This is a genomic window from Anianabacter salinae (assembly GCF_019061145.1).
In the GTDB taxonomy this organism is placed as follows: Bacteria; Pseudomonadota; Alphaproteobacteria; order Rhodobacterales; family Rhodobacteraceae; genus Anianibacter; species Anianibacter salinarum.
Genome location: NZ_JAHQZS010000004.1, coordinates 190529 through 217361, shown reverse-complemented (window position 1 = coordinate 217361; position 26833 = coordinate 190529). Strand labels below are relative to the sequence as shown.

Below are 26833 nucleotides of genomic sequence, written 5' to 3'. Positions count from 1 at the left end.
ACTCCCGCGTCGTTCGCCCTGCTATATGGCTGCCGAGAGGCGGGGATGCAACTTTGGCTTTCGGTTCAGGCGATCAGGACAAAGGCCATCGACGCGACCAGAAGCGCGGCCATTGTCCAGTTGAAGACCTGAAGGCGGCGGGGATCGGCCAGGAGGCGGCGCACGGCGGTGCCGAGCGTCGTCCACGTCAGGGCAGATCCGACGCCAATCAGAAGGAAGGCGGCGCAGATCCACAGGATCGACCCGATGTCGCGGCCCGGCGCGTAGAGCGTGATTGCCCCCAGCGCCATCGACCACGCCTTGGGGTTCACCCACTGGAACGCGGCGGCCTGGAAGAAGCTGAGCGGATGCGAGCCTGCCTCGGCCTCTTTCGGGGTGGTCGCATGGGCGATCTTCCACGCGAGATACAGCAGATACGCCACCGACGCGATCTTGAGTGCGAGGTGCAGGGGTGGGAACGCCTCGAACAGCTGCATCACGCCAAGGCCCACGGGCAGGATCATCAGCGGAAAGCCCACCGCCACGCCCGACAGGTGCGGCAGCGACCGGCGCACGCCGTAGTTGGCACCCGAGGCCATGAGCATCAGGTTGTTCGGCCCCGGCGAGAACAGGGTGACAAGGCAGAAGGCCGCGAGGGCAAGGAGGATGTCGAAGGTCATGGGCAATATCTGGCTGGTTTGGCGCGGCAAAAGATTGCAAAGTGAGGTGTCAGAGAGGCAGGGACGCAATCATTGACTGAACTGGACCAGATAGACCGCAAGATATTGCGTGTGCTGGAATCGGATGGCCGGATCAGCAATCTGGCGCTGGCCGAGCGGGTCGGGCTGTCGCCCTCGGCCTGTCTGCGCCGGGTCGCCGTGCTGGAGAAGTCGGGCGTGATCGCGGGCTACCGCGCCGTCATCAGCGCCGAGAAGGCGGGGATCGGGTTCACCGCCTATGTCACGGTCGGGCTGAACCGGCACACCAAGGCGGCGCAGCTTGCCTTTGAACAGGCGATCGAGGCGTCGCCGGAAGTGCGCGAGTGCCACAATATCACCGGGGGCGTCGAATACTTGCTTCGCGTCGAGGTCGCCGACCTGCCCGCCTACAAGCGGTTCCACACAGACGTCCTGGGCGCGCTGCCGCAGGTGAACCTGCTGACGACCTATGTGGTGATGGGCTCGCCGAAGGATATGCGGGGGTAGGGGGGAGAGAGGGTTGGAGGCTAATTGACCTGTGCTACAGTTTGAACGAAGTTCGGGACATCGAATGAAGTCCCCCTTGAAGCGCTGCGCAAGCTGCTCTAACTACTAATGTGAAGGTGAGAAGTCTGCTTGCCAAAGAAATAGCCAAAGTGTGTTTCCGGTCACTCCTGATGGCTGATAGCGGAAAAAGCCGGGTTAAGGGCCGCTTTGGTTTCCAAAGCGGCCCTTTCTTTTCAAAATTGATTTGTTCATTCTAGTGGGTGCTGCAGTTTTCACGCAGCACTATGATCCCATGTTTTCACCGAAGTCCCTTGAACGGGATTTCCCCCAGTTGCTGTGCTGGTAAACGAGGAAAAGACGTATATCCTGGCCGTTTCATGTTCCGCCGGGTTTCATCATAGTAAACCGACAGTATGCCGGAGATAAGAAACTGAAAGCCATGATGCAGCTCCTCATTCTCTAGTGAAAAATGAAGATATTTGGCCACGCTATTGGTTGGTATTGGCTCTTCAGGCGGACGGGCCTTGAATACGTACCATTGCGAAAGATCACCGATGAAGCCCACCATGTCGTCGAATGTAGGTGGCTCAGCGTAAAGTTCTTCCAGTTTCTGGAAAATCTTCTTTTCCTTCGCCACCCGTGTGTCTGCAAGTTCCGAGCTAGCTCCCACTAGCGCAAGGAATGGCCCGCGCCGACGTTCCTGCGGCTTGACCTCATCCGAGCGGCAAATCCGGCCTACGGCTGCTAGCGCTTTGCATTCAGCCGCTACATCTGCACCGCGCAGCTTCTTTTTGACCGACAGTACAGCAATGACGGCCTCAGGTGGCACGATCACGGTATCTCCCATGCGCTGAAAGACAGGATAGGTGCCGGTATCACATACAATAATATCGAGCTGGGTCGAATGCTGGTCTATTTGGTTCTTCCTGTTACGCGTGTTCTTGCCGGTCTTGACGGCTGGCCGCAAGATGAAGCCAGTCAGCACTTCCAGATCCTTGGGAAGATACTTTTGCAGATAACTGCGGAGCAGGGCCTCGACGTATCGGCCATCCTCGCCGCGGTGTTCTGCCCCTACTGCGGCAGGGCTAGGTAGCAGGGTCTCGAACTGGCGGTACACCGCCAGGAGCGCCAGAACTTCCTGATTCCAAAAATCTTGCAGTCTCCGTCCATCCATTATGCACTCTCCCTGAAGCTAATCCTGACCCAAAGACTAGTCGGGGTTTATGAATCCGAAAATGAGGTAACCCTCGGACCGATTCGCGCCTGAATTAAGATGTCATCTACCGATGGGCATGGCCAAGTCTACAGAGCCCAATAAAAAACTAAAAGAAAGAAATTCTGCGACTTCGTGCCACAAACCGAGCCGTCCGAAATCGTTACATTCGCTTTTTCTACTCAGACGCCGGCATTGTCCGCATGTGCGCCCTGCACGCCCAAAGTCTTCAGCACGCGAGAGATGCTCTCGTCCGCCAACCCACCACCAACCCTTCACCCCCCAGCAATCATCTCCGACTGCTTCACGATCCCCTCGGCCTGCTTGATGGACGCGATGTCGACGAGGCGGCCCTTGTAGACTGTGGCGCCTTCGCCCTTGGCCTTGGCGGCCTCCATCGCGGCGAGGATCTCGCGGGCTTCCTGCACGGCAGCGTCGGTGGGGGTGAAGACCTCGTTCGCCAGCGCGACCTGCTTGGGGTGGATCGCCCATTTGCCGACCATGCCCAGCGTGGCCGACCGCAGCGCCTGCGCGCGAAAGCCGTCGTCGTCGGAGAAGTCGCCGAAGGGGCCGTCGACGGGCAGGATGCCGTGGGTGCGGCAGGCGGCGACGATGTTGGCCTGCGCCCAGTGCCACGGGTCGGACCAGTATTTCGCGCCGTCGCGGTGCATGTAGTAGTTTTCCTGCGTGCCGCCGATGCCGGTGGTGGACATGCCCATGGAGGCGGCGAAATCGGCGGCCCCAAGGCTCATCGCCTGCAAGCGGGGCGAGCCTGCGGCGATCTCCTCGACATGGGCGATCCCGGCGGCGGATTCGATGATGACCTCGAAGGCGAGGCGTTTCGTGCGGCCCGTGGCGGCCTCGATCGCCGTGACCAGCGCATCGACGGCGTAAAGATCGCCCGCGTTGCCGACCTTGGGGATCATGATCTGGTCGAGCCGGTCGCTGGCCTGTTCCAGAAGGTCCACCACGTCGCGATACCAGTAGGGGGTATCCAGCCCGTTGATCCGCACCGACAGGGTCTTTTTCCCCCAGTCGACGTCGCCGATGGCCTCGATGACGTTCTTGCGGGCCTGCGCCTTGTCGTCGGGGGCGACGGAATCCTCAAGGTCGATGTTGATCACGTCGGCGTCGCTGGCGGCCATCTTCTCGAAGATCGCGGGGCGCGAGCCGGGGCCGAACAACTGGCAGCGGTTCGGGCGAGCGACGGGCTGGGGCTGGATGCGGAAGGACATGGGCGCCTCGTGTAATGAAATGTCGTGATTGTTGGGCATTGCGGTAGAATATTGCGCGCGCTGTCGCAAGGGTGGATTTCGCGGGCGCAGAAAGACGGGAGACGAGTCTGGCGGTCATGGCGCGCGGTTCTTGTTGGTATGGTTGCGGGCGCTGACATTTCTTCGATCATGTGACGGTTTTGGCGAAGAATTTTGCGTCATGCGGTGTCAGGTCGCGCCAGAAAGCACGCGAATTTCCCGTGATGTGCCCTATCCTCCCACCAAACGCATTCCCGGAGGACGCGACATGATCGAGACCCCCTATCTTCTGTTCCTGGGCGACGCGCCCGACGCGCTGGCGGCCAAGGTGGCGCGCGGTATCCGCGACTGGCGGCCCGATTACGCCGTCGGCCAGTTCCGCATGGAGGGCTGCAAGGCCGACATGGGCCTGCCCGACATGACGCTGGCCGAAGCGAAGGACGCGGGCGTCAAGACGCTGGTGATCGGCGTGGCGAACCGGGGCGGCGTGATCTCGGCGGCGTGGAAGCGCGTGCTGGTCGAGGCGCTGGAGACGGGGTTCGACCTGGCGTCGGGGCTGCACAACCTGCTGCGGGATGAGCCGGAGCTGGTCGCGGCGGCCAAGGCGAACGGGCGCGCGCTGCATGACGTGCGTATTCCGACGGTGAAGTATCCGATCGCGGACGGGGTGAAGCGGAGCGGCAAGCGCTGCCTTGCGGTGGGCACGGATTGCTCGGTCGGCAAGATGTATACCGCGCTGGCGCTGGATGCGGCGCTGAAGGAGCAGGGCGTGAAATCGTCGTTCCGCGCCACCGGGCAGACCGGCATCCTGATCACCGGCGAGGGCGTGCCGCTGGACGCTGTGGTCGCGGATTTCATGGCGGGTGCGGTGGAATGGCTGACGCCCAACAATGACACCGATCACTGGGACATCATCGAGGGGCAGGGATCGCTGTTCCACGTGTCCTATTCCGGGGTGACGATGGCGCTGGTGCATGGCGGCCAGCCTGACGCGCTGATCCTGAGCCACGAGCCGACGCGGACCCACATGCGCGGGCTGCCGGGTTACAGCCTGCCGACGCTTGAGGCGCTGCGCGACACCGCGCTGCCGATGGCGCGGGTGGCCAACCCCGCCTGCGAGGTGGTGGGCATCGCCATCAACACCGCCGCGATGGGCGAGGACGAGGCGCTGGCCTACATGGCCGAGGTCGAGGCGCGCATGGGCTTGCCGACGGTCGATCCCTACCGTCAGGGGGCCGGGCGGCTGGCCGAGGCGCTGCAGGCGATGTGAGGTGCCCTTGGCGGGCGTTTGATCAGAGTATTTTTGCCAAGAAGAAACCGGGGGCGCGATGACATTCGAGGTGCGGTTCGACACGTTCCGGCTGGCAGAGGTGTTCACCATCTCGCGCGGCTCGCGCGACCGGGCCGAGGTGGTCACGGTACGGGTGGCGCGCGGCGGCGCGGCGGGCTGGGGCGAGTGCGTTCCCTACGCCCGCTACGGCGAGACACTGGACAGTGTGAAGGCGCAGATCGAGGGGCTTGAGCCGGGGATCGAGCGGGCGGCGCTGCAAGAGGCGCTGGAGCCGGGGGCGGCGCGGAACGCGGTGGATTGCGCGCTGTGGGACCTTGAGGCGAAGGCGGCGGGGCGGCGGGTGTGGCAGTTGGCCGGGCTGGCCGCGCCGGGGCCGCAGATCACCGCCTATACCCTGTCGCTGGATACGCCCGAGCGGATGCGGGCGGCGGCGGCGCGTCATGCCCATCGGCCGCTGTTGAAGATCAAGCTGGGCACGCCGGACGACATGGCGCGGCTCGAGGCGGTGCGCGCGGGCGCGCCCGCAGCGGACATCATCGTGGACGCCAACGAGGGCTGGACGGCAGAGGTCTATTCCGATCTGGCGCCGCATCTGGTGCGCCTGGGCGTGAAGATGGTGGAACAGCCATTGCCTGCAGGCGCCGACGACATGCTGGCCGAGATCGCGCGCCCCTTGCCGGTCTGCGCCGACGAGGCGTGCCATGACCGCGCATCCCTGCCCGCTCTGAAGGGCAAGTACGACATGGTGAACATCAAGCTCGACAAGACCGGCGGGTTGACCGAGGCGCTGGCGCTGCGCGACGCGGCGCGCACGGCGGGGTTCGAGGTGATGGTGGGCTGCATGGTCGGATCATCTCTGGCGATGGCGCCTGCGGTTCTGGTGGCGCAGGGGGCGGCGGTGACGGACCTTGACGGGCCGCTTCTGCTGGCCGAGGACCGCGAGGTTCCCTTGCATTTCGACGCGGGCGGGATACACCCAGCCGAGCCCGAGTTGTGGGGTTGAAGGAGACACGTCCATGAGCCGCATCGTCTATGTCAACGGGGACTACGTGCCCGAGGAAGACGCGAAGATTTCCGTGTTCGACCGGGGGTTCCTGTTCGCCGATGCGGTCTATGAAGTGACCAGCGTGCTGGACGGCAAGCTGGTCGATTTCCCCGGCCACGCCAAACGCCTGTGGCGGTCGCTGTCAGAGCTGGAGATGGCCAGCCCGGTGGACGAGGACACGCTTCTGGCGATCCACCGCGAGCTGGTGGCGCGCAACGATCTGACCGAGGGGCTGGTGTACCTGCAGGTGTCGCGCGGCGCGGCGGACCGCGACTTCGCCTATCCCAAGGAGGCAAAGCCGTCGCTGGTGCTGTTCACGCAGGCCAAGTCGGTGGTGGACAATCCTGCTGCGAAGACCGGGATCAAGGTGATTTCCATCGAGGATCAGCGCTGGGGGCGGCGCGACATCAAGACGGTGCAGCTGCTGTATCCGTCGATGGGCAAGATGATGGCCAAGGCCGCAGGCGCCGACGATGCCTGGATGGTCGAGGACGGGGCTGTGACCGAGGGCACGTCGAACAACGCCTATATCGTGAAGGGCAACAAGATTATCACCCGGCAGCTGGGCACTGAGATCCTTGCCGGGATCACCCGCGCCGCCGTGTTGCGGATCGCCGCCGAGGCGCAGATGCAGGTCGAGGAGCGGGCGTTCACCATCGAAGAGGCGCAAGGCGCGGACGAGGCCTTTGTGACCTCTGCCACCACCTTTGTGCAGCCGGTCGTCGAGATCGACGGCGCGGCGGTTGGCGGCGGCGCTCCGGGGCCGATCGCGGTGCGCCTGCGGGAAATCTATCTCGAAGAAGGTCGCAAGGCGGCACTGTGACCTGATTCCCGATAGCGGCGGCCTTTGGGGCGGTGATCCGGTCTCGACTGTAGACGGCGGGCCGCACAGTGTGGTCTGCAGGTGTCATCCACGAAGACAGGTTCGGTCAGCGTTCGGCACACTCGCCCGGACGCGCGGTCGGGACAAAGGCTCTTTCGGGGGGCACGGCAGGGCAAAGACCGCCGCGCGGGGCAGGAATGGCGAGGCAATGAAGTTCAGTGTCAGGGAAGATGTCGACGCGCCGATCGCGGACGTGTTCGCCATGGCGACCGATTTCGACCGGTTCGAACGGCAGGCCATGCGGCGCGGGATCGAGGTGCGGCGCACCGATGCCGCCGGGATGCCGGGGCTTGGGTCGGAATGGCTGCTGCTTGCCAAGTTCCGGGGCAAGGACCGCAAGATCAAGGCCCGGATCGAAGAGTTCGACCGCCCGAACGGACTGCGCATCCTGTCCGGCAGCGGCGGGATCGACGGCGCCATCGACGCGGAGTTCCTGCCGCTGTCGCCGCGCCGCACGCGGGTGAGCTTTGCCGTCGACCTGACGGCCTCGACCCTTTCGGGGCGTCTGCTGCTGCAATCGCTGAAGTTCGCGCGCGGCACGATCCAGCGCCGGCTTGAGGCGCGGATCGCCAGTTTCAAGCAGGCTGCCGAAGACCGTCACGGCCCCGGCACCGCCTGAGCGGTCAAAGCGCGGGGCGGTTCGGGTCGGCGGGATAGACGCCAAGCACCCGCATTTCCGATGTGAAGAACCCAAGCTCGTCCAGCGCGCGTTTCACGTTGGCGTCTTCGGGATGGCCCTCGATGTCGGAATAGAACTGCGTGGCGGTGAACGATCCGTCGACCATGTAGCTTTCCAGCTTGGTCATGTTCACGCCGTTCGTCGCGAACCCGCCCATCGCCTTGTAAAGCGCGGCGGGAATGTTGCGGACGCGGAAAACGAACGTCGTCACCATCTTTGTATCGCCGCGCCGGTCGAGGTTGGGCGTGCGCGACATCACCAGAAAGCGGGTGGTGTTGCGGTCGTGATCCTCAATGTGGCGCGCCAGCACGTCGAGACCATAGATCTCGCCCGCCAGTTCCGAGGCCAGCGCGGCCTGCGTCTTGTCACCCTTGGCGGCGACATCCTTGGCGGCGCGGGCGTTGTCAGTGGACAGCCGCCCGGTGATGCCATGCTCGCGCAGAAAGCCGCTGCACTGGGGCAGCAGAACGAGGTGGCTCCAGGCGTCGGTGACCTCGGCGATCTGCGCGCCCGGAACGCCAAGAAGGTTGATGTGCACCCGCACGAAGGCTTCGTCGATGATGTGCAGGCCGCTTTCGGGCAGCAGGCGGTGGATGTCGGCAACGCGGCCATAGGTCGAGTTCTCGACCGGAAGCATCGCCAGTTCCGCCTCGCCCGAGCGGACCGCCGCGATCACGTCCTCGAAGGTGCGGCAGGCCAGCGCCTCCATCTCGGGGCGGGCTTCCTTGCAGGCCTGGTGCGAGTAGGCGCCAAGTTCTCCCTGGAACGCGATGCGCTGCGTCATTTGTGCCGGTCCGTCAATCTGTTGCGCAAAGGTCGTTTGGTCGCGGGTCATACCGCTTGAACAGGACAGGAGGAAGGGGATAGATAGCGCGCGAATTTGCACGGAATGGAACGCGACATGTTCGACACGATGACGATGACCAAGGTGATTGGCGCGGTTTGTGGATCGCTGCTGGTCTTCCTGCTGGGGGCATGGGCCGCCGAGGCGATTTATCACGTCGGCGCGGAAGGCCACGGCGAAGAACATGCGCAAGCCTATTCGATCGACACCGGCGAGGAAGAAGGCGGCGAAGACACCGCCGAGGCAGACGCTGGCCCGAGCTTTGACGAAGTGTTCCAGACCGCCAGTGCCGACGATGGCGAAAGCCTGTTCCGCGCCTGCCAGGCCTGCCACAAGCTGGACGGCACCGATGGCGTCGGTCCGCACCTCGACGGCGTGGTCGGACGCGACGTCGCATCGATCGACGGCTTCAACTACTCGGGCGCGCTGGTCGAGGTCGCGGATGTCTGGTCCCCCGAGAACCTGAACGGCTTTCTCGAGAACCCGCGCGAGTGGGCGCCGGGTACCGCGATGAGCTATCGCGGAATGGATGATGTCGAGGATCGCGCGAACCTGATCGCGTTCCTGCAGTCGACAGGAAGCTGAACGCGCCGACATTCTGCACCAAGGCCGCCTTTCGGGCGGCCTTTTTCATTCCTGCCCCGGCCTTCACCGGGGCATCACGGGAATTCAACTTGAACAGTCGACTTCTTGGCCTTTAGCCTCATTTGATAAATCGTGTGACATGACACCACGGGAGTTCGCTTCATGGCCCATCGCCAGCCTCGCGCCATCGCCTTGACCCCCGACGAGACCGGGCCGCGCAAGTTGAGTGCGCTCCTTTCGCTTTCCGTGGCCGTTCTGGCGCTTGCGCTGACGGCCACTCTTGCCAAGGCGCAAGAGGGCGAGGTGATCACCAGCCACGGCTACACCAACTTTGGCGAGCTGAAATACCAGCCCGGCGACACGCTTGACTACGTGAACCCGGACGCGCCGGGTGGCGGCGAATATTCCACCTGGAGCATCGGGAATTTCGACAGCTTCAACCAGTATGCCATCGCGGGCGTGGCGGCGGCGCTGAACACCATCGGCACCGAGCGGCTGATGACTTCGACCCTCGACGATCCCTATGGCGCGTATTGCTTCCTGTGCGAGACGGTCGAATACGACGAGGCGCGCACCTATGCCGAGTTCACGCTGCGCGACGACGTGACCTTTGCCGACGGCACGCCGATGACGGCGCATGATGTCGCCTTCACGAACCAGTTGTTCACCGAGCAGGGTATCCCCGAATACCGGCAGGCGGCCGTGCAGTTCTATGACAGCGTCGAGGTGATCGACGACCATACCATCCGCTTCGAGTTTTCCGACTACATGCCCGCCAAGGTGCGCGTGCAGCAAGCCGGGTCAACGCCCGTGTTCAGTAAAGCATGGTTCGAGGAAACCGGCGCGCGGCTCGACAAGCCGTCCGAGACGCCGTTCATGTCCACCGGCGCCTATGTTCTGGACGAGGTCGACTACAACCGCCGTGTCGTCTACCGCAAGAATCCCGACTACTGGGGCGCCGAGCATCCGCTGTCCCAGGGCAGCAACAATTACGAGACGATCCGCGTCGAGTATTTCGGCGACACCTCTGCCGCGCTGGAAGCCTTCAAGGCGGGCGAATACCTGATCCGCAACGAAAGCGATCCGGCGGACTGGAACACCGGCTATGATTTCCCGGCCGCGCAGGCGGGCAATGTCGTGCGCGAGGAAATCCCCGACGGGTCCGTGGCGCAGCGGTTCTCCTGGAACTTCAACCTGAACCGCGAGAAATGGCAGGACATCCGTGTCCGCCGCGCCGTGGCGATGATGTTCAACTTCGAATGGTCGAACGACACGCTCTATTTCGGCGATTACGGGCAGCCGATCTCGTTCTGGACCGGCACCGACCTTGCCGCCGACGGGCTGCCGACCGAGGGCGAACTGGCGCTTCTGCAACCGCTTGTGGACGAAGGGCTTCTGGACGCGGCGATCCTCACCGAACCCGCGCGCGTGCCGGTCGAGCATTCCGCCGACAGCAACCAGCCCGCACGGTCGATCATCCGCGAGGCGAACCGCCTTCTGGACGAGGCCGGATGGGAGCTTGGCGAAGACGGTGTGCGCACCAAGGACGGCGAGCGGCTGACGCTGAACTTCATCCAGTTCAACGCGCGCTATGACCGCGTCATCACGCCGTTCCTGGCGAACCTCGCGCTGATCGGCGTGGACGGCGAGCTGGAGCGGATGGATACCGCGCAATACGTCGAACGCCGCCGGGGCAGCGATTTCGACCTGACCAACCAGATCTTCAGCATGGGCTTCGAGCCGTCGACGGGGCTTGGGCAGTGGTTCGGGTCCGAAGGCGCCGACGAAAGCTCGCGCAACATCATGCGGCTGAAGAACGAGGGCGTGGACCGGCTGCTCAAGGAGATCGAGAACACCACCGAGTTGCAGCCGCTGATCGACGCCACCAATGCGCTTGACCGGACGCTGCGGCACCTAAGCTTCGACATCCCTTACTTCTACCTGCCCGACACCTGGGTGGCCTACTGGGATGTCTACCGTCACCCGGACGACCTGCCGCCGCTGGGCACCGGCGCGCTCGATTTCTGGTGGGTCGACGCCGAGCGGCTTGATGCGTTGAGGGCTTCGGGGGCGCTCTGATTTCATGGGCGCCTACATCCTCAGACGTCTGTTGCTCGTGATCCCGACGCTGATCGGGATCATGATCGTGAACTTCACCCTGACGCAATTCGTGCCCGGCGGCCCGATCGAACAGATCATCGCCCGCATGGAAGGCGGCGGCGACGTGTTCGAAAGCTTTGCAGGCAGCGGGCAGGATTTCGAGCGCGCGAGCGACAGCGAATATGCAGGCGCCCGCGGCCTGCCGCCCGAGTTCATCGAGGAACTGGAACGCGAGTTCGGCTTCGACAAGCCGCCGCTGGAGAGGTTCCTGAACATGATGTGGGACTACATGCGCCTCGACTTCGGAGAGAGCTATTTCCGCTCGATCTCGGTCATCGACCTGGTGGTGGAAAAGCTGCCGGTGTCGATCACGCTTGGCCTATGGTCCACGCTGATCGCCTATCTCATCTCGATCCCGCTCGGCATCCGCAAGGCGGTCAAGGACGGCACGTCCTTCGACACCTGGACCTCGTCGCTCATCATCGTCGGCTACGCGATCCCCGGCTTCCTGTTCGCGATTCTCCTCTTGGTCGTGTTCGCGGGCGGGTCGTATTTCCAGTGGTTCCCGCTGCGCGGCCTGACCTCGGACAACTGGGACCAGCTGTCGCTGATCGGCAAGGTCGGCGACTATTTCTGGCACATCACCCTGCCGGTTCTGGCCACCACGATCTCCAGCTTCGCGACGCTGACGCTGCTGACCAAGAACTCGTTCCTCGACGAGATCAAGAAGCAGTATGTCGTCACCGCCAAGGCCAAGGGTCTGTCCGAATCGCGCGTCCTTTACGGTCACATCTTCCGCAACGCCATGCTGATCGTGATCGCGGGCTTCCCGGCGCTGTTCATCGGCGTGTTCTTTGGCGCGTCGATCATCATCGAGACGATCTTCTCGCTCGACGGGCTGGGGCGGCTCGGGTTCGAGGCTGCAGTGGCGCGCGACTACCCGGTGATCTTCGGAACGCTCTTCGTGTTCGGCCTGATCAGCCTTGTCGTCGGCATCCTGTCGGACCTGATGTATGTCTTCGTCGATCCGCGCATCGACTTCTCCTCGAGGGAGGGCTGACGTGGCACTCCGCGAGGATGACCTGATCCCCGAACCGATGCCCGGCGATCCCGGCGCGCCCGCGCCCGTGGTGCCGCCGCGCAAGACGCGCTGGTATCAGCCCTCGCCGCTGAACCGGCGCCGCTGGCGGAACTTCCGCAAGAACGGGCGCGCCTACTGGTCGCTGGTGATCTTCTGCATCCTGTTCGGCCTGTCGCTGTTCGCCGAGTTCATCGCCAACGATCGGCCGATCCTCGTCAGCTACCGGGGCGAGCTCTACACCCCGGTGTTCAACTTCTACCCCGAGACCGAGTTCGGTGGCGATTTCAGGACCGAGGCGGTGTATTCCGACATCGAGGTGCGCTGCCTCATCGTCTCGGGCGGCCTTGTCGACTGCTTCGACGATCCCGAAGGGATACTGGCGGACGCAGACGACGGCATCGTCAGCGGCGAGGAGATCAGCAAGGGCTGGCTGCTTTGGCCGCCGATCCCCTACAGCTTCAACACGATCAACCAGATCGACGGCACCGCGCCCTCGGCGCCGGACGGCAAGCACCTTCTGGGCACCGACGACACCGCGCGCGACGTGCTGGCGCGGGTGATCTACGGCTTCCGGCTGTCGATCCTGTTCACCATCATCGTGACCGGGGTGGCCAGCCTGATCGGCATCGTCGCGGGCGCGGTGCAAGGCTATTTCGGCGGCTGGATCGACCTTGTCTTCCAGCGCCTCATCGAGATCTGGGTGTCGACCCCGTCGCTCTACATCATCATCATCATGTTCGCGATCCTGGGGCGATCATTCTGGCTCCTGGTGTTCCTGACGGCGCTGTTCGGCTGGCCCGCGCTCGTCGGCGTGGTGCGCGCCGAATTCCTGCGCGCGCGCAACTTCGAATACATCCGCGCAGCCAAGGCGCTGGGTGTGTCGAACACGACGATCATGTTCCGCCACATGCTGCCCAACGCGATGGTCGCCACGCTGACGATGCTGCCCTTCATCATCACCGGCACCATCGGCACGCTGGCCTCGCTGGACTTCCTCGGCTTCGGCCTGCCGTCCTCGGCGCCCTCGCTGGGCGAATTGACGCTGCAGGCCAAGCAGAACCTGCAGGCGCCCTGGCTCGCCTTCACCGCCTTTTTCACCTTCGCGATCATGCTGTCGCTGCTGGTCTTCATCTTCGAAGGCGTGCGCGATGCGTTCGATCCCAGAAAGACCTTCCAATGACGCGCCGACCCTTCCCATCTTTGGTCCTCAAATACCTCCAGGGGGGTCCGGGGGGACAGCGTCCCCCCGGCCGGTCGGCGTGCGAAGCACGCCGAAACCGGGGTCAGGCATGAGCGTGGTCCTCGACGTCCGTGATCTGTCGGTCACCTTCCGGCAGGACGGCCGCCGCATCGCGGCCGTCAAGGGTGTGTCCTTTCATGTCGGGCGCGGCGAGACGGTCGCGCTGGTGGGCGAGTCGGGCTCGGGCAAGTCGGTCACCGCCCTGTCCACCGTGTCACTCCTGCCCGGCAGCGCCGAGACCGAGGGGTCGATCACCTACAACGGCCAGCAGATGGTCGGCGCGCCCGAGGACCGGCTGCGCAAGGTGCGCGGCAACGACATCAGCTTTATCTTCCAGGAGCCGATGACCTCGCTGAACCCGCTGCACACGCTGGAAAAGCAGATCCTCGAAAGTCTTTCGCTGCATCAGGGGCTGCAGGGCGCCGCAGCCCGCAGCCGGGTGGTCGAGCTTCTGGAGCGGGTGGGGATCGACGCGCCCGAATCGCGGCTCAAGGACTATCCGCACCAGTTGTCGGGCGGGCAGCGCCAGCGCGTGATGATCGCCATGGCGCTGGCGAATGGCCCCGAGCTTCTGGTTGCGGACGAGCCGACGACGGCGCTTGACGTGACGATCCAGGCGCAGATCCTCGATCTGCTCTACGAGTTGAAGCAGTCCGAGGGGATGAGCATGCTGTTCATCACCCATGACCTTGGCATCGTGCGCAAGATCGCCGACCGGGTCTGCGTGATGAAGGATGGCGAAATCGTCGAGCAGGGCCCGACGCGCGAGATTTTCGACGCCCCGCAGCATCCCTACACGATCAAGCTCTTGTCCGCGCATTCCACCGGAGAGCCGCTGCCGATCCGCGAAGGCGCCGAGGAGATCGTGCGCACCGAGGACCTGCGCATCTGGTTCCCGGTCTACCGGGGTCTCTTGCGCCGGGTCGCGGGGCACATCAAGGCGGTCAATTCCGCCTCGATCTCTGTTCATGCCGGCGAGACGCTGGGCATTGTCGGTGAATCCGGCTCGGGCAAGACCACGCTGGCGCTGGCGATCATGCGGCTGATCTCGTCCGACGGGCCGATCGTCTACATGGGCACCGATATCCAGGGCTGGCGGTCACGGTCACTGCGCATCGTGCGGCGCGACATGCAGATCGTGTTCCAGGACCCTTACGGATCGCTCAGCCCGCGCATGACCGTCGAAGAGATCATTTCCGAGGGGTTGAGCGTCCACAAGATCGCGGCGGGGCGGGACACCCGCGAGATCGTGGCCGAGATCATGGCCGAGGTCGGCCTCGATCCCCTGACGATGGACCGCTATCCGCACGAGTTCTCGGGCGGCCAGCGCCAGCGCATCGCCATCGCCCGCGCGATGATCCTGCGCCCGCGGCTTCTGGTTCTGGACGAGCCGACATCGGCGCTCGACATGACCGTTCAGGTGCAGATCGTCGATCTGCTCCGCAAGCTGCAGGAACGGCATGGGCTGGCGTATCTGTTCATCAGCCACGACCTGCGGGTCGTGCGCGCGCTGTCGCACCGGGTGATCGTGATGAAGCGCGGCGACATCGTGGAACGCGGCACGGCGCAGGAAATCTTCGATGCGCCCAAGACCGAATACACACGGCAGTTGATGGCCGCCGCGTTCGACCTGCGGGCCGAGGGCGACGCGGCCTGACCGGCCTGACGGGAAGGCGCCGGGCCGCCGTTCAGCCGGGTGTCAGCCGCTGGGGCCGAGCGTGCTGCATTCCACCGCGCGCGAGACCAGCCGCCGACAGGCCAGCGCCGCGTGGTCCTTGGTCATGCCGACGAAATTCGCCTCGAATCCCGCGTTCTGCTTGACCACCTTGCGCAGCGCCTCGTCGAGCATCTCGATCTCGGCCAGCGCGGTCTTCAGAAGGACCTGTTCGGCCTGATACCGCGTCGGGTAGCGGCCGATATTGATGCCCCAGTGACGCCCGCCCGATGTGGACATCCGCTCGACCACTTCCTGCACCGCATCGTCCGTGCTCCCTTGGTCCAGCGCGGCCTCGACCAGTGGCGTCTCTTCCGGCGCGGCGGGAACGACGCTGGCTGCGGCTGCTACCGCGATCGTCTCGGGACGGATCTGCGGCAGGGGGGCGGTTGCAAGGGCAAGGCGCGTCGCCTCGACGCTTTCTGCGGCCTCGTCGGTGTCCGGGTCCGCAGCGATGCTGGCGACGACCGCCTCGGCCACGCTCGATTCGATGGCGGCGATCATCTCGGCTGTCGGCGGGGCGGACGGGGACGGTCGGGGCATGGGCCTGATGCTTTTCACCACGGCCAGCACGACGTTGCGCGTCTCGGTGCCGATGGCGCCGGGCGCGGTGTAGCGCGGCTTGCCCGGCGGGATCGTGGCGACGCGCGTCGGCGCCTTGGTAAAGCCGAGGTCCAGCAATTCCGCGACGCGCTGGTTGCGCTGCGCGGTAGAGCGGCCGCCGAACATCGTGGCGATCACGCGCTCGTTGCCGCGCACTGCCGACGCGACGAGGTTGAAGCCAGCTGCGTTGGTATAGCCCGTCTTGATGCCATCCGCGCCCTCGTAGGCGGCCAGGAAGCGGCGGTTGGTGTTCGCCACCTCGCGCACGCCCGCATCGGTCGAGGTGCGGGAGAACAGGTTGTAGTATTGCTGGTAGTCGTAGAACAGGTGCCGCCCCATGATCGTCATGTCGCGGGCTGTCGAAAGATGCCCGCTTTCGGTCAGGCCGTGGGCGTTCTTGAACGTCGTGCTGGTCATTCCGAGCGCGCGTGCCGTGCGGGTCATCCGTTCGGCAAAGGCTGCCTCGCTGCCCGAAATCGCCTCGCCAAGGGCGGTTGCGGCATCGTTGGCCGATTTCACCGCTGCGGCGCGGATCAGATAGCGCAGCTTTATACGCTGCCCGGACCGAAGCCCCAGCTTCGACGGCGGTTCGGACGCGGCGTGCTTGGAGATCTTCACTTCGGTATCCAGCGTGATCTCGCCGCGCTCGACCGCCTCGAAGACGACATAGAGCGTCATCATCTTGGTCAGCGACGCCGGATGCAGCCGCGTGTCCGCGTTGCGGGAATACAGGATTTCGCCCGACCGCATGTCCATCACCATCTCCGCAACGGGGGCTGCGGACGCGGTGGACAGAGTCGAAAGAAGAAGTCCGATGAACAGTCCGATTGCACGGACGCACTGCGCCAGACGTTTCACGTCACTTGTCCCATTTACTGCCTCTGAGGCCCGATGTTCTGTTGCCCGGGTCCTTCTTTGTTAAAGGCAGGTTAGCACAGCCACCAAGTTGCGAAAACAACCGATTTTCAATGACTTTGGATTTGTTCTTGATGCACGACGCGAGATATGGGTGCCGCGCGTCGCCGGACCGCAAGATGTTTCAATATGGCAGGAATATGGCGCTAGCTTCGGTCGATTTCCGCCACCAGATCGGGCAGGCGGGACAGCGAGTCGATCAGCCTGAATCGCGGGTGGTCCACCGGCGCGTCGGCATGTTCCAGCGCCCACGTGATGCTGTGCGGGATGTGCACGCCATAGCCGCCCGCCTCGATCATCGGCAGCACGTCGGATTTCAGTGAATTGCCCACCATCAAGGCCCTGCCCGCACCGTCGCCATGACGGGCGAAGATGTCGGCGTAGACGCGGGGTGTCTTGTCCGACACGATCTCGATACCGTCGAACAGATCGCCCAGCCCCGATTGCGCCAGCTTGCGCTCCTGGTCCAGCAGATCGCCCTTGGTCACCAGCACCACGCGGTGCGTATCGGCCAGCGCCTCGACGGCGGCGCGGGCGTGGGGCAACAGGTCGATGGGATGACGCAGCATCTCTTGCCCGGCGGCGATGATCTGGGCGATCACCGAGGCGGGCACGCGGGCGTCCGTCACCTCGATGGCGGTTTCGATCATCGACAGGGTGAAGCCCTTGATGCCAAAGCCGTAATGGCCGACGTTCCGCCGCTCTGCCTCGACCAGCCGGTCGGCCAGATGATCCTTTTCGGCGTGGTCCGCCAACAGCTCGGCAAAGCGGTCCTCGGTCCAGCGGAAGAACTGTTCGTTCTCCCACAGGGTGTCGTCGGCATCGAAGCCTATGGTGGAAAGTTTACCGGACATTGACCGACATCGTCCTTTCTGGTCCACGAGGGGCCGGGGCCCCCCTTTTCAGACGCAAGCGCCCGCTTATATAGTGCCCCCGCAGCAGACCGAACCGTGAGACATGAGGATCGCGTGACCTTTCACCCCACGACCATGATGGCCGACAAGTCCGACGGCGATGGAGATGCGGGTGTCATCCTTGAGACCCGCAAGAAAACCCAGCGGCCGCCGCTCTACAAGGTGATGCTTCTGAACGACGATTATACGCCGATGGAATTCGTCGTGCATGTGCTCGAACGGTTCTTCGGTCTCAGCCATGCGCAGGCGTTCGAGATCATGCTGACGGTCCACAAGAAGGGTCTTGCCGTGGTCGGCGTGTTCTCGTTCGAGATCGCCGAGACCAAGGTTGGGCAGGTGATGGATTTCGCACGCCGTCACCAGCACCCGCTGCAATGCACCATGGAAAAGGAGTAGGGCGCGCGTCGCCCGACCCATGCTGACAGATCGTCTGCCCCTGGCGCTCGATGCGGGCGCCGTGCCCGACGGCGCAACCGCCGTGGCCGTGTTCGGCCCTGTCGCGGGGCAGGACCTGTCGCCGCTTGGGCCGGAGCGGGCGCATGTGGTGCAGGGCTTTCGCCCCGATCACGACTGGTTCCGGGCGGCGGGCTATCGCACCGATGTCGCGCCGCAGGACAGCTATGATGCGGCCATCGTCTGCGTGCCCCGGTCCAAGGACGCCGCCCGAGGGGCCATCGCCGAGGCGCTGACCCGAACAAAGGGCGGGCCGGTGCTGGTCGATGGCCAGAAGGACGACGGCATCGAAAGCCTGCTGAAGGAATGCCGCGCGGCCTGCACCCTTGAGGGATCGCTGTCCAAGGCACATGGCAAGCTGTTCTGGATCACCGGGACCGCACCGGAGGCGTGGCGGGCCAAGGCCATGCCGGACGCGGTCGAAGGCGGTTTCGTGACAACGGCGGGTGTGTTCTCGGCAGACGGGATCGACCCGGCGTCGCGGCTGCTGGAGGCGGCGCTGCCGCGCAAGCTGCCCAAGCGCGTCGTCGATCTGGGCGCGGGCTGGGGGTATCTGTCGCGCGCGATCCTGGAACGTGACGGCGTCGCCGCGTTGCATCTGGTCGAGGCGGATCACGTGTCGCTGGACTGTGCGCGGCGCAACGTGACCGACGCGCGCGCGGTGTTTCATTGGGACGATGCGACCGCCTTTGGCCCTGCAGGTGGCTATGATGCCGTCGTCACCAATCCGCCGTTCCACCGCGGGCGCGCGCCTGATCCTGCGATCGGCCGCAGCTTCATTGAGGCGGCGGCGCGGATGCTGACGCCCGGCGGGCGGTTGTGGTTCGTGGCGAACCGGCATCTTCCCTATGAGAAGGCCGCGGCAGAGCTGTTCGCCGAGGTGAACGAGATCGCCGGGGACACCGCGTTCAAGGTGATCGAGGCGTCAAAGCCCCGTCGCATACGGCGCTGAACTGGCCTAACCTGCCCGGACGGGGAATCAGGACGGATCGGCATGAGTTTTTCAATCGCGGGCAAGACGGCCATCGTGACAGGGGCCGCCAACGGCGTCGGGCTTGCCATCGCGCGTCACTTTGCCGAACACGGGGCGAACGTGATGTTCGCCGACATGGATGAGGCGCGGCTGACCAACGAGATCGGCGCCGAGGCGCGGAGCGACGATGGCAACGTGCGCCTTTTCGCTGGCGATCTGCGGGAAAAGCTGACCATCGCGAACCTCTTGTCGGCGACCATCGACGCCTTCGACCGCGTTGATATCCTGGTAAACGCAAGCCGCCAGATGATCGTCTCGGACCCGCTGAACGCCGATGACGCGGCGGTCGAAACGTTGCTTCAGCAGAACCTGATGACCAGCCTGCGGCTGACCCAGTTGATCGCCAAGCGCATGATAAAGCAGGCGCAGGACGACGGGCGGCAGGATGGGCCGAACGGATCGATCATCAACCTGTCGTCGATTGCCGCGCGGCGCACCCAGCCCGAGCTTCTGGCGTATTCGGTGTCGTCCGCCGCGCTGGACCAGATGACACGGTCGATGGCGGTGGGGCTTGCCGAACACCGCATCCGTGTGAACGCCATCGCCTTCGGCAGCGTGATGAGCGCAAGCCTGCAAGAGGCGCTGTCCGAGCATGACGAATTCCGCGACGAGATCATCGAGCATACGCCGCTGCACCGAATCGCCAGCGCGGGCGAGGTGGCTGAAGCCGCGCAGTTCCTCGCCTCGGACGGGTCGGGGTTCATGACCGGCCAGATCCTGACGGTCGATGGGGGCCGCACGCTTCTCGATTCGGTTGTCGCGCCCGCGCATTAGGTCGTTCCACGCGGGAGCGCCGGTTTGTCGCAGGAACCCGGCTGACCCGACGTTCCATTGGGAACGCACGCCGCCACAGAGTCGTTATGCCCGCAAACGCAGGTAACGGAGAACCTGATGGCGGTCAGGGACAACATCGTCGAACTTATCCCCTCTTTGCGGGCCTACGCCTGGGCGCTGACCCGGCGGCACGAGGACGTTGACGATCTTGTTCAGGATACGCTGGTAAAGGCGATTTCGAAGATCGACAGCTTCGAGCCGGGCACCAACCTGCGCGGCTGGCTTGTCACGATCATGCGCAACACGTTTCTCAACGACATCGTGCGGTCGAAGCGATCGCGCACCGGGGCCGAGGACTGCATCTCGACGACGCTGTCCACGCCCGCCAACCAGGAATGGATCGTGCGCGGCGGTGAAATGATGCGCGCGGTGGAACGGTTGCCGCTTCACTACCGCGAGATTCTGATCCTGGTGGTGATGCTGGGGGAAAGCTACGAAACCGCCGCGCAGGTGTTCGATGTGCGCATCGGCCCGGCCCCCGAAGGCCGGGCCAAAGAGGTCATTCGATGACGGCACAGGCGATCCTGTCGCCCGCATCGCCCGAGGGCTGGCTTTCATAGTCATCCGCGCCGCCGTGCAGCATCAGCGCCCTACCCGAGAGGTCGGCCTCGCCGCCGTCGCCAAGCGTGGCGCGCGGGTTGTGCACCTCTGCCTTTAGCATCCCGTCAGCCGAGACATACTGGTTCGCCATGTCGCCGACATGGGGCCCGCCCTCGACCTTCAGGCCGTGCTCTGAGCCGGTGGGCGCAAAGTGGCCGCCAGCCGACTGAAAGCCGTCTTCGGCGTTGCACTCTCCGGTCTCGTGGATGTGGAACCCGTGCCAGCTTTCGGGCGGAAGGTTCATCAGGTCCAGCTCGATCAGCACGCCATTGGGTGTGCCCGTCAGCGTGGCGCTGCCGATCTCCTCGCCGCCCGCGGACACGAACGAGGCGTTGCGCGTGGTGTCTTGGGCGGCCGCCGGAACGGCCAGCCCGGCGGCGACCAGCAGGCCGCCCAGTAGGCTGCGGTCATTTCTTCGAGTTCCTGTTCGGTCATCGACTCGTACATGCTTTTGGCGGGACGATAGAGATCGCCGAACTTGGTCTCGCCGCGCCTGCCGCCTTTTGCTGTGCGCCTGACTTGGAGGGCATGGCGTCTCCTTTCATCGCTAAGCCGTCGTGGCCCGAACAACCGCAGAGGCGGGAAGTTCCCGCCCACGGTGCGCCGATCCTCGCTGCAATACGACGCAGACCGCCCGCACGCCAAGCGCCCAGGAACGTATCCGGTTTTGCCCTTGTTGGTTTCCCGGTCACCCAACGATGACCCACAGGAGGAAGCGATGTGCATACGATTATCTACATGATCGGCCTCGTCGTGGCCGTTCGGTCTCTGCACTGGTGGGTGAGGTCAACGACTTTGGCCGCCGCAACCCTGCCGTCTTCCTGGGAGGCGCGGCGCTGACCGGGTTTGCCGCCGTGCGCGCCGCCCGAGCCTCGCAGCGGGATCGCGGCGCCGGAAATGGCGATCCTGCATCGTCCGCCGTGCACCCCGAGACCCTGGCGAGAGACGAGGATACCTGAGCGATGGAAGAGAAGACCTAGAAAACCACAACGTCGCTTCTTGGCGATGTGCTTGAAAGCCTGTCTGGCCTGTTGCGGTCGGAGCTCAACCTGGCTCGTGCCGAGGTTGACCGGAACCTGCGCCGCGCCGGAATGGCCGTCGGCCTCTTGGTGGCGGCCGTCATCCTGTTCCTGACCGCGCTGAACGTGCTGGCCGCCGCGCTGGTTTCGGGGCTGGCAGAACTTGGCCTCGACGCGGCCTGGGCGTCGCTGATCGTCGGCGTCGTGTTCGCGCTTGTCGGTTGGGCGCACATGCACAAGGGCCTGGGCGATCTCAAGCTGCCCAGCCTTGCCCCCAGCCGGACAACGGAAAACGTCAAGCGCGACGCGCAAGCCGTGAAAGGAGCCTGAGATGACCAGCGAACACCGCACATCCGACGAGATCGAGCGCGACCTGGAGCTGCAACGGTCCGACCTGTCCCGCGCGATCGACGAAATCCAGAGCCGGTTTACGCCAGAGGCCGTGCTGCGCGAGGTCACGCGCGGGCTTGGCACCCACGGCAGCGATCTTGGTCGCTCCTTCGGCGATGCCGCCAAGCAGAACCCGGTGGCGATTTCGCTGACCGGCGTGGGGCTTGCCTGGATGATCTTTGGCCGCTCGCACGATGACCGACCGGCGCGGGATGGCGACGACCGGCATCCTGCGGCGCGTCCTGCCTATGGGCCGTCGCATGATCCTGTGGCGGGCGTGCAGGCGGCCGACCGGAGGACATGGGCCGCCGACTACGCCCGGGACGATCCCGCCGCGCGCCACGTCAGCGGCATGGATCATCCGGACTGGGTGACGACCGGGGACCGTTTCGAGGGCGACGCGGACGGTCACGACAACTCGTTCGGTGAGCGCGCGAAGGCGGGTGCAGCATTGGCCCGAGACCGCGCGGCTGCGGCGGGACACGGCGCCGCGCAAAGCGGCCGCGACGCTGGCCCCGCCGCCGCAGAGCGCGCAGCCCGGGTGCGCGAGAGGTTGACCCACGGGACCGAGCGCATGGGCATGGACGCGCGCGAGCGTGTCATCGCCGCCCGCGAACGCGCCATGGCCGCGCGCTATCGGGCGGGGCGTGATGTGTGCCGCGGATGGCGCCGGGGGCGCGACGCGGGCATCGACGTGTTCGAGGACCAGCCGCTTGTCGCGGGCGCCCTTGCGCTGGCGGCAGGCGCGGCCATCGCCAGCCTCCTTCCCCGCACCCGGACCGAGGACGACCTGTTCGGTGAGGAAGCCGACCACATGGTGAGCGAGGCCGAGCGGATCTTTCACGAGGAGCTGACCAAGGCCGAGCGTGTCGGCGACGCTGCTCTGACCGAAGCACGGACAGTCGCCGACGAGAAAGCGCCTGATGCCGACGGCGCAGCACAAGAGGCGGTCAAGACCGCCGCCGATGAGGCGCGCGAGGCAACGGACCGGGTGCGCTCGGCCGCCAGGGACGAGGCTCAACGCCAGAATCTTGGCAAGCCCGATGCCTGATGACCCCGCCGCTGGCCCCGGACGGCTGGCCCAAAGCCCCTTCGCCATTCCGGCGAGGGGGTGGGCGCAGATCCTGCGCCGGGTGTTCCTGACGCAGCTGGCAAAGGACCACGTTGGCCTTATCGCGGCTGGCGTGGCGTTCTATGGGCTGCTGGCGCTTTTCCCCGCGATCACCGCCCTGATCGGCCTTGCCGGGCTTGCCATCGACCCGGCGCAGGTCACCAGCCAGATCGAGGCGCTTGCGGACACGCTTCCGGCACAAGCGGCTGACATCGTGCGCAGTCAGGCGGTCGATGTCGCGGGCGCGCAGCAGGAGAGCCTGACGCTGGTTGCGGTCTTCGGCCTCGGGCTGGCGGTGTTCTCGGCATCCAAGGGAGTCGGCAGCCTGATCGAGGGGCTGAACGTCGCCTATGACGAACAGGAAACGCGCGGCTACCTGCGGCTGATGGCGCTGCGGCTGGTCCTGACGCTGGTGCTGATCCTGGGGCTGGTGGTCGGGCTTGGCGCGGCGGTCGTGCTTCCCGCCGTTCTGGCGGTGGTCAACTTTGGCGCGATGACCGAAATGCTGATCGGCGCCGCGCGCTGGGCGCTGCTTCTTGCGCTGGCAAGCGTCGGGCTTGCGGTGCTCTACCGCTACGCGCCTGACAGGCGGGCGGCGCGGTGGCTCTGGCTGACGCCGGGATCGGTGCTGGCCTGCATCCTGTGGCTGCTCGCCACGATCGCCTTCGCCGTCTACGCCGAGAACTTCGGCAGCTACAACGAGAGCTTCGGTGCGATTGCCGGGGTGATCGTTCTGCTGATGTGGCTATGGATCTCGGCCTACGTCGTTCTGATCGGCGCCGAGATCAACGCGGAAGCCGAACGCCAGACACGCGTGGACACGACGGTCGGTCCCGCCATGCCGATGGGGGTGCGCGGGGCGGTCAAGGCCGACACCCTGCCGCCGGACGCCTGACGGGGTGCCTTTGCCGTCTCGGGCCAGCGGGCGCCCGCCGAACGGAACCATCCGCCGCCTGACCTGTTCCCCCGCAAGACAACGCAGACCGGAAAGAGCCACCATGTCCCGTCACGTCCTGATCTTCCTTGCAGGTGCCGCCACGTTCGGAGCGCTGTCATCGCTGGTCCACCGCGCGCGCCGTCCGGCATCGCGGGCAAGCGCGGGCGATCATGTGCGCAATGCCGGGCCGTCAGAGATGCGCGATCCGCCGCGCAACTGGTCGCGCGTGGACGAGCAGGGCGACGAATCGTTCCCGGCAAGCGATCCGCCGGGAAACTACTGAGCTGAGCGCGTCAGGGCCTGCCGGTGCAGCCGTCGATTTCGACGGCGCGGCCCGCCGACAGGACAGTGATGCGCACGTCCGAGCGGTTCAGCATGAAGGGCCGTCCGCTGGGCGGCACCATCTCGGCCACGGCAGACAGGCGCGGGCCGCTGCGTTCCGACATCGCCTCGGAAATCCAGATGGACTTGTCGGGCATCTCGAACACCGCGACCTCGTCGGGGCCAAGGCGCGGCATCGCGATATCGGCGCGCACGCGCAGGCCGTCGGCGATCGGCTCGACAGCGCAGGACGTGCCCTGCACGCCTGCGTGGCGCCCGAGGACGGGAGCATCGTCAAGCGCGGCGGAAATGCGCGGATCATGGGCGCCGGGGCCGTCGAGATCGGCCCGCACGCGCACGTTCATCGGAATGCAGATGTCCTGACACACCCCGATCTGGATTTCGGTGTCGATCCGCAGCGCGCCGGGGCGGGCGGGCGTCAGTTCCATCGGCAGGATCAATTCGTGCGCATAGCCGATGGTGCGCATGCCGTTCTGCTCGAACACCAGCGGGGTCGGCCAGTGCAGATCGACGCCTGCGATATTCGACGACTGCGACCAGTCGAATTGCGGCGGAATGCCCGCGTCGCCCGGTGATCGCCAATAGGTCTTCCACCCCGGCCCAAGCGCGACCTTGAGCGCGGCGAGATAGGTGCCTTGCGGCGTGCGCCAGCCGGGCAGGATCGAGATGACGGCCGCCTCGCGGACATCGGGCGCGGGGTCTCCTCCTGCACGGACAGGCTGAGACACGGCGGCGATGGCGATGAGGATGGCAAGGATTCGGGCAAACATGAGCGCCAAATTATGCAGCAGACCGCTCCGGGGAAATCACAACACGGCGACCGCCTTGCGAGTGTGGCTTTTGTGGCCCTTGCAGACCGCCCCCCGTCTGCGACAATTGCAGCATGTCACAGCCGCATTCCACCGACCAGCTTGCCGGGAAGTTGTTGATCGCCATGCCGGGCATGGCCGATCCTCGTTTCGAGACCGGCCTTGTGTTCCTGTGCGATCATTCAGACAGCGGCAGCATGGGCCTGATCGTCAACAAGCCCACAGACGGAGTGGCGATGGACGATCTGCTGATGCAGCTCGAGATCGACGGTGGCATCGGCAGCGCCGGGATCGGCGTGCATTTCGGCGGACCGGTCGAACACGGGCGCGGCTTTGTGCTGCATTCCTCGGACTACGGCGCCAACAGCTCGACCCTGCGGATTGGCGACGGGTTCGGGATGACCGCGACGCTCGACATCCTCGAGGACATCGCAGGCGGGCGCGGGCCGGACCGGGTGCTTCTGGCGCTGGGCTATGCGGGATGGGCGCCGGGCCAGCTGGAAGGCGAGATCCGCGCGAATGGCTGGCTGACCTGCGATGCGACGCCGGAACTCGTGTTCGACACGCCCGATGCGCAGAAATGGCAGAGCGCGCTGAAGGGGCTGGGCGTCGAGGCGCTGGGGCTGTCGTCGGTCGCGGGGCGCGCCTGAGCGATGGAATGGCGCGATGAGGGCGCCGTGCTGAGCGTGCGCCGCCACGGGGAAAGCGCCGCCATCGTCGAGATCTTCACGCAAGAGCATGGCCGCCACGTGGGCGTCGTGCGCGGTGGGGCGGGACGCCGGATGGCGCCGATCCTGCAGCCCGGCGCGCAGCTTGCGGTGACGTGGAAGGCGCGGCTGGAGGACCATATCGGCAGCTACACCGTCGAGCCGGTGAAAAGCCGCGCGGCGCAGGTGATGGGCGACGGTCTGGCGCTGGCAGCGCTGGGATCGGTGACGGCGCTGCTGTCGTTCACCCTGCCCGAGCGTGAAACCGCGCCCGCCGTCTACGCGCCGACGATGGCGCTGCTGGACATGCTGGGCGACAATCCGCTCTGGCCGCTGGCCTATCTGCGCTGGGAACTGGCGCTGCTGGAGGACATGGGATTCGGGCTGGACCTGACGCGCTGTGCCGTCACCGGCAGCCGCGAGGACCTGGCCTATGTCTCGCCGCGAACCGGGCGCGCGGTGTCGCGCGGCGGTGCGGGGGACTGGGCGGACAGGCTTTTGCCGCTGCCGCCCAGTCTGCTCGGGCAGGGCCCCGCAGAGACCTTCGAGATCGCGGCGGGGCTGCGCACCACGGGGCATTTCCTTGAAACCTGGCTGGCGCCCGCGCTGGGCGGCAAACCCTTGCCCGCCGCGCGCCAACGCTTTGTCGATGCCTTCGCGCGTCAGTCGCGGAGCGCCTGAAACACCATCTCGCGCCCTGCGTCGTTGCGCAGGACCAGCGTGCCCCCAAGCACCTCGACAAGCGTCATATGGGGCAGCGCACCAAGGAACGCCGCTTCGGCCTGCAGGTCGGGGCAGGCGCGGCGGGTGGCGACGATGGGGCCGATCCTGATCCACGGATAGGGCACGGTCTGCGGCGCGCTGTAGGCGTTGCAGGGGGCCTCGCCCGCGACGCGCCCCTCGGACGGAAAGCCAAGGGTCGCGCGCGCAGGAAACGGCGCGCCGTCCAGTTCGGTCAGCGCATAGGTCTGGCCGCCCGCGAAGCCCGACACCGTTTCATCGGCAAGATACCCTGCGACGACGATCGGCAGCGTCAGGAACAGCGCCAGCACGT

General features: G+C 65.4%; 30 protein-coding genes and 1 pseudogene. 21 read left to right on the top strand and 10 right to left on the bottom strand.

Translation table 11 applies throughout. From position 1 onward, the window contains the following. Positions 1 to 65: 65 nt before the first annotated feature. Positions 66 to 659 (bottom strand): LysE family translocator, encoded by a 594-nt coding sequence (locus KTJ87_RS12605; protein WP_267139476.1) that lies wholly within the window; start codon positions 657 to 659, stop codon positions 66 to 68. A gap of 72 nt (positions 660 to 731) precedes the next feature. On the opposite strand from KTJ87_RS12605, the gene KTJ87_RS12600 reads away from it, so the two are divergent. Further along, complete coding sequence (locus KTJ87_RS12600) at positions 732 to 1184, top strand: Lrp/AsnC family transcriptional regulator (RefSeq protein ID WP_267139475.1); 453 nt, start codon at positions 732 to 734, stop codon at positions 1182 to 1184. A gap of 298 nt (positions 1185 to 1482) precedes the next feature. Here KTJ87_RS12600 and KTJ87_RS12595 read toward each other — a convergent pair whose 3' ends face one another. Together KTJ87_RS12595 and KTJ87_RS12590 are read right to left on the bottom strand one after the other, a co-directional pair. Further along, positions 1483 to 2358: a DUF6602 domain-containing protein gene (locus KTJ87_RS12595; RefSeq protein ID WP_267139474.1), complete on the bottom strand. Its 876-nt coding sequence runs from the start codon at positions 2356 to 2358 to the stop codon at positions 1483 to 1485. A gap of 314 nt (positions 2359 to 2672) precedes the next feature. Next, positions 2673 to 3632 carry an L-malyl-CoA/beta-methylmalyl-CoA lyase gene (locus tag KTJ87_RS12590; protein WP_267139473.1) on the bottom strand — a complete coding sequence of 320 codons (960 nt, stop codon included), beginning with the start codon at positions 3630 to 3632 and terminating at the stop codon, positions 2673 to 2675. A 286-nt stretch (positions 3633 to 3918) separates the two neighbouring features. Between KTJ87_RS12590 and dgcN the strand changes: the two genes are divergently transcribed. The 4 genes from dgcN (at position 3919) to KTJ87_RS12570 (ending at position 7488) form a co-directional block, all read left to right on the top strand. Further along, a complete protein-coding gene (dgcN, locus tag KTJ87_RS12585; RefSeq protein WP_267139472.1) occupies positions 3919 to 4920 on the top strand; it encodes an N-acetyltransferase DgcN in 1002 nt (333 codons plus the stop codon). A 58-nt stretch (positions 4921 to 4978) separates the two neighbouring features. Continuing rightward, positions 4979 to 5944, top strand: coding sequence for an N-acetyl-D-Glu racemase DgcA (gene dgcA, locus KTJ87_RS12580; protein WP_267139471.1), 966 nt, complete (start codon positions 4979 to 4981; stop codon positions 5942 to 5944). Positions 5945 to 5957: 13 nt separating this feature from the next. Then, a complete protein-coding gene (locus KTJ87_RS12575) occupies positions 5958 to 6809 on the top strand; it encodes a D-amino-acid transaminase (protein WP_267139470.1) in 852 nt (283 codons plus the stop codon). Between the two features lie 208 nt (positions 6810 to 7017). Next, on the top strand, positions 7018 to 7488 hold the full coding sequence (locus KTJ87_RS12570) for an SRPBCC family protein (protein ID WP_267139469.1): 471 nt from the start codon (positions 7018 to 7020) through the stop codon (positions 7486 to 7488). A gap of 4 nt (positions 7489 to 7492) precedes the next feature. Here the strand turns inward: KTJ87_RS12570 and KTJ87_RS12565 are convergent, their stop codons facing one another. Further along, positions 7493 to 8332, bottom strand: a complete 840-nt coding sequence (locus KTJ87_RS12565; RefSeq protein ID WP_267139468.1) for a prephenate dehydratase — start codon at positions 8330 to 8332, stop codon at positions 7493 to 7495. A 117-nt stretch (positions 8333 to 8449) separates the two neighbouring features. On the opposite strand from KTJ87_RS12565, the gene KTJ87_RS12560 reads away from it, so the two are divergent. The 5 genes from KTJ87_RS12560 (at position 8450) to KTJ87_RS12540 (ending at position 15055) form a co-directional block, all read left to right on the top strand. Further along, positions 8450 to 8977, top strand: a complete 528-nt coding sequence (locus KTJ87_RS12560; protein ID WP_267139467.1) for a c-type cytochrome — start codon at positions 8450 to 8452, stop codon at positions 8975 to 8977. 162 nt (positions 8978 to 9139) lie between these two features. Then, on the top strand, positions 9140 to 11056 hold the full coding sequence (locus tag KTJ87_RS12555) for an extracellular solute-binding protein (RefSeq protein ID WP_267139466.1): 1917 nt from the start codon (positions 9140 to 9142) through the stop codon (positions 11054 to 11056). A gap of 4 nt (positions 11057 to 11060) precedes the next feature. Then, positions 11061 to 12137, top strand: coding sequence for a microcin C ABC transporter permease YejB (locus KTJ87_RS12550; protein ID WP_267139465.1), 1077 nt, complete (start codon positions 11061 to 11063; stop codon positions 12135 to 12137). Positions 12138 to 12174: 37 nt separating this feature from the next. Then, positions 12175 to 13338, top strand: a complete 1164-nt coding sequence (locus KTJ87_RS12545; RefSeq protein ID WP_267139656.1) for an ABC transporter permease — start codon at positions 12175 to 12177, stop codon at positions 13336 to 13338. Positions 13339 to 13447: 109 nt separating this feature from the next. After that, positions 13448 to 15055 carry an ABC transporter ATP-binding protein gene (locus tag KTJ87_RS12540; protein ID WP_267139464.1) on the top strand — a complete coding sequence of 536 codons (1608 nt, stop codon included), beginning with the start codon at positions 13448 to 13450 and terminating at the stop codon, positions 15053 to 15055. A 42-nt stretch (positions 15056 to 15097) separates the two neighbouring features. On the opposite strand, the gene KTJ87_RS12535 is transcribed toward KTJ87_RS12540, so the two are convergent. Together KTJ87_RS12535 and KTJ87_RS12530 are read right to left on the bottom strand one after the other, a co-directional pair. Beyond that, the gene (locus KTJ87_RS12535) at positions 15098 to 16477 is read right to left on the bottom strand and encodes a D-alanyl-D-alanine carboxypeptidase family protein (RefSeq protein ID WP_267139655.1); all 1380 of its coding nucleotides are present in this window, start codon (positions 16475 to 16477) and stop codon (positions 15098 to 15100) included. 299 nt (positions 16478 to 16776) lie between these two features. Continuing rightward, complete coding sequence (locus KTJ87_RS12530) at positions 16777 to 17484, bottom strand: HAD family hydrolase (protein WP_267139463.1); 708 nt, start codon at positions 17482 to 17484, stop codon at positions 16777 to 16779. A 138-nt stretch (positions 17485 to 17622) separates the two neighbouring features. Here KTJ87_RS12530 and clpS point away from each other — a divergent pair, with 138 nt between their 5' ends. The 4 genes from clpS to KTJ87_RS12510 all read left to right on the top strand — a co-directional run bounded on the left by clpS (position 17623) and on the right by KTJ87_RS12510 (position 20374). Beyond that, positions 17623 to 17940 carry an ATP-dependent Clp protease adapter ClpS gene (gene clpS / locus KTJ87_RS12525; protein ID WP_267139654.1) on the top strand — a complete coding sequence of 106 codons (318 nt, stop codon included), beginning with the start codon at positions 17623 to 17625 and terminating at the stop codon, positions 17938 to 17940. Between the two features lie 19 nt (positions 17941 to 17959). Continuing rightward, a complete protein-coding gene (locus KTJ87_RS12520) occupies positions 17960 to 18949 on the top strand; it encodes a class I SAM-dependent methyltransferase (protein WP_267139462.1) in 990 nt (329 codons plus the stop codon). 42 nt (positions 18950 to 18991) lie between these two features. Beyond that, positions 18992 to 19804: an SDR family NAD(P)-dependent oxidoreductase gene (locus tag KTJ87_RS12515; RefSeq protein ID WP_267139461.1), complete on the top strand. Its 813-nt coding sequence runs from the start codon at positions 18992 to 18994 to the stop codon at positions 19802 to 19804. Positions 19805 to 19921: 117 nt separating this feature from the next. Further along, a complete protein-coding gene (locus KTJ87_RS12510; RefSeq protein ID WP_267139460.1) occupies positions 19922 to 20374 on the top strand; it encodes a sigma-70 family RNA polymerase sigma factor in 453 nt (150 codons plus the stop codon). On the opposite strand, the gene KTJ87_RS12505 is transcribed toward KTJ87_RS12510, so the two are convergent. Both KTJ87_RS12505 and KTJ87_RS12500 read right to left on the bottom strand, forming a co-directional pair. Beyond that, positions 20364 to 20861: a superoxide dismutase family protein gene (locus tag KTJ87_RS12505; RefSeq protein ID WP_407650495.1), complete on the bottom strand. Its 498-nt coding sequence runs from the start codon at positions 20859 to 20861 to the stop codon at positions 20364 to 20366. The genes KTJ87_RS12510 and KTJ87_RS12505 overlap by 11 nt on opposite strands. Then, positions 20747 to 21190 (bottom strand): DUF3008 family protein, encoded by a 444-nt coding sequence (locus KTJ87_RS12500; RefSeq protein WP_267139458.1) that lies wholly within the window; start codon positions 21188 to 21190, stop codon positions 20747 to 20749. Before KTJ87_RS12500 ends, KTJ87_RS12505 begins: the two co-directional genes overlap by 115 nt. Before the next feature lie 50 nt (positions 21191 to 21240). Here KTJ87_RS12500 and KTJ87_RS12495 point away from each other — a divergent pair, with 50 nt between their 5' ends. The 5 genes and pseudogenes from KTJ87_RS12495 to KTJ87_RS12475 all read left to right on the top strand — a co-directional run bounded on the left by KTJ87_RS12495 (position 21241) and on the right by KTJ87_RS12475 (position 24204). Further along, a complete protein-coding gene (locus tag KTJ87_RS12495) occupies positions 21241 to 21423 on the top strand; it encodes a hypothetical protein (RefSeq protein WP_267139457.1) in 183 nt (60 codons plus the stop codon). A gap of 45 nt (positions 21424 to 21468) precedes the next feature. Then, a pseudogene (locus KTJ87_RS12490) lies at positions 21469 to 21813 on the top strand (phage holin family protein); the annotation flags it as partial. Position 21814: 1 nt separating this feature from the next. Continuing rightward, entirely contained in the window at positions 21815 to 22924 is a 1110-nt protein-coding gene (locus KTJ87_RS12485; protein ID WP_267139456.1) for a DUF3618 domain-containing protein, read from the top strand. After that, the gene (locus KTJ87_RS12480; protein WP_267139455.1) at positions 22917 to 23879 is read left to right on the top strand and encodes a YihY/virulence factor BrkB family protein; all 963 of its coding nucleotides are present in this window, start codon (positions 22917 to 22919) and stop codon (positions 23877 to 23879) included. The genes KTJ87_RS12485 and KTJ87_RS12480 overlap by 8 nt, the downstream gene beginning before the upstream one ends. Positions 23880 to 23982: 103 nt before the next feature. Continuing rightward, positions 23983 to 24204, top strand: coding sequence for a hypothetical protein (locus KTJ87_RS12475; RefSeq protein WP_267139454.1), 222 nt, complete (start codon positions 23983 to 23985; stop codon positions 24202 to 24204). Between the two features lie 10 nt (positions 24205 to 24214). Here the strand turns inward: KTJ87_RS12475 and KTJ87_RS12470 are convergent, their stop codons facing one another. Next, positions 24215 to 25033 (bottom strand): protein-disulfide reductase DsbD domain-containing protein, encoded by an 819-nt coding sequence (locus tag KTJ87_RS12470; RefSeq protein WP_267139453.1) that lies wholly within the window; start codon positions 25031 to 25033, stop codon positions 24215 to 24217. A gap of 113 nt (positions 25034 to 25146) precedes the next feature. Between KTJ87_RS12470 and KTJ87_RS12465 the strand changes: the two genes are divergently transcribed. Both KTJ87_RS12465 and recO read left to right on the top strand, forming a co-directional pair. Further along, positions 25147 to 25722 carry a YqgE/AlgH family protein gene (locus KTJ87_RS12465; RefSeq protein WP_267139452.1) on the top strand — a complete coding sequence of 192 codons (576 nt, stop codon included), beginning with the start codon at positions 25147 to 25149 and terminating at the stop codon, positions 25720 to 25722. Between the two features lie 3 nt (positions 25723 to 25725). Further along, positions 25726 to 26460, top strand: coding sequence for a DNA repair protein RecO (gene recO / locus KTJ87_RS12460; protein WP_267139451.1), 735 nt, complete (start codon positions 25726 to 25728; stop codon positions 26458 to 26460). Here recO and KTJ87_RS12455 read toward each other — a convergent pair. Continuing rightward, a complete protein-coding gene (locus KTJ87_RS12455; protein ID WP_267139450.1) occupies positions 26442 to 26831 on the bottom strand; it encodes an META domain-containing protein in 390 nt (129 codons plus the stop codon). The genes recO and KTJ87_RS12455 overlap by 19 nt on opposite strands. Positions 26832 to 26833 lie beyond the last annotated feature (2 nt).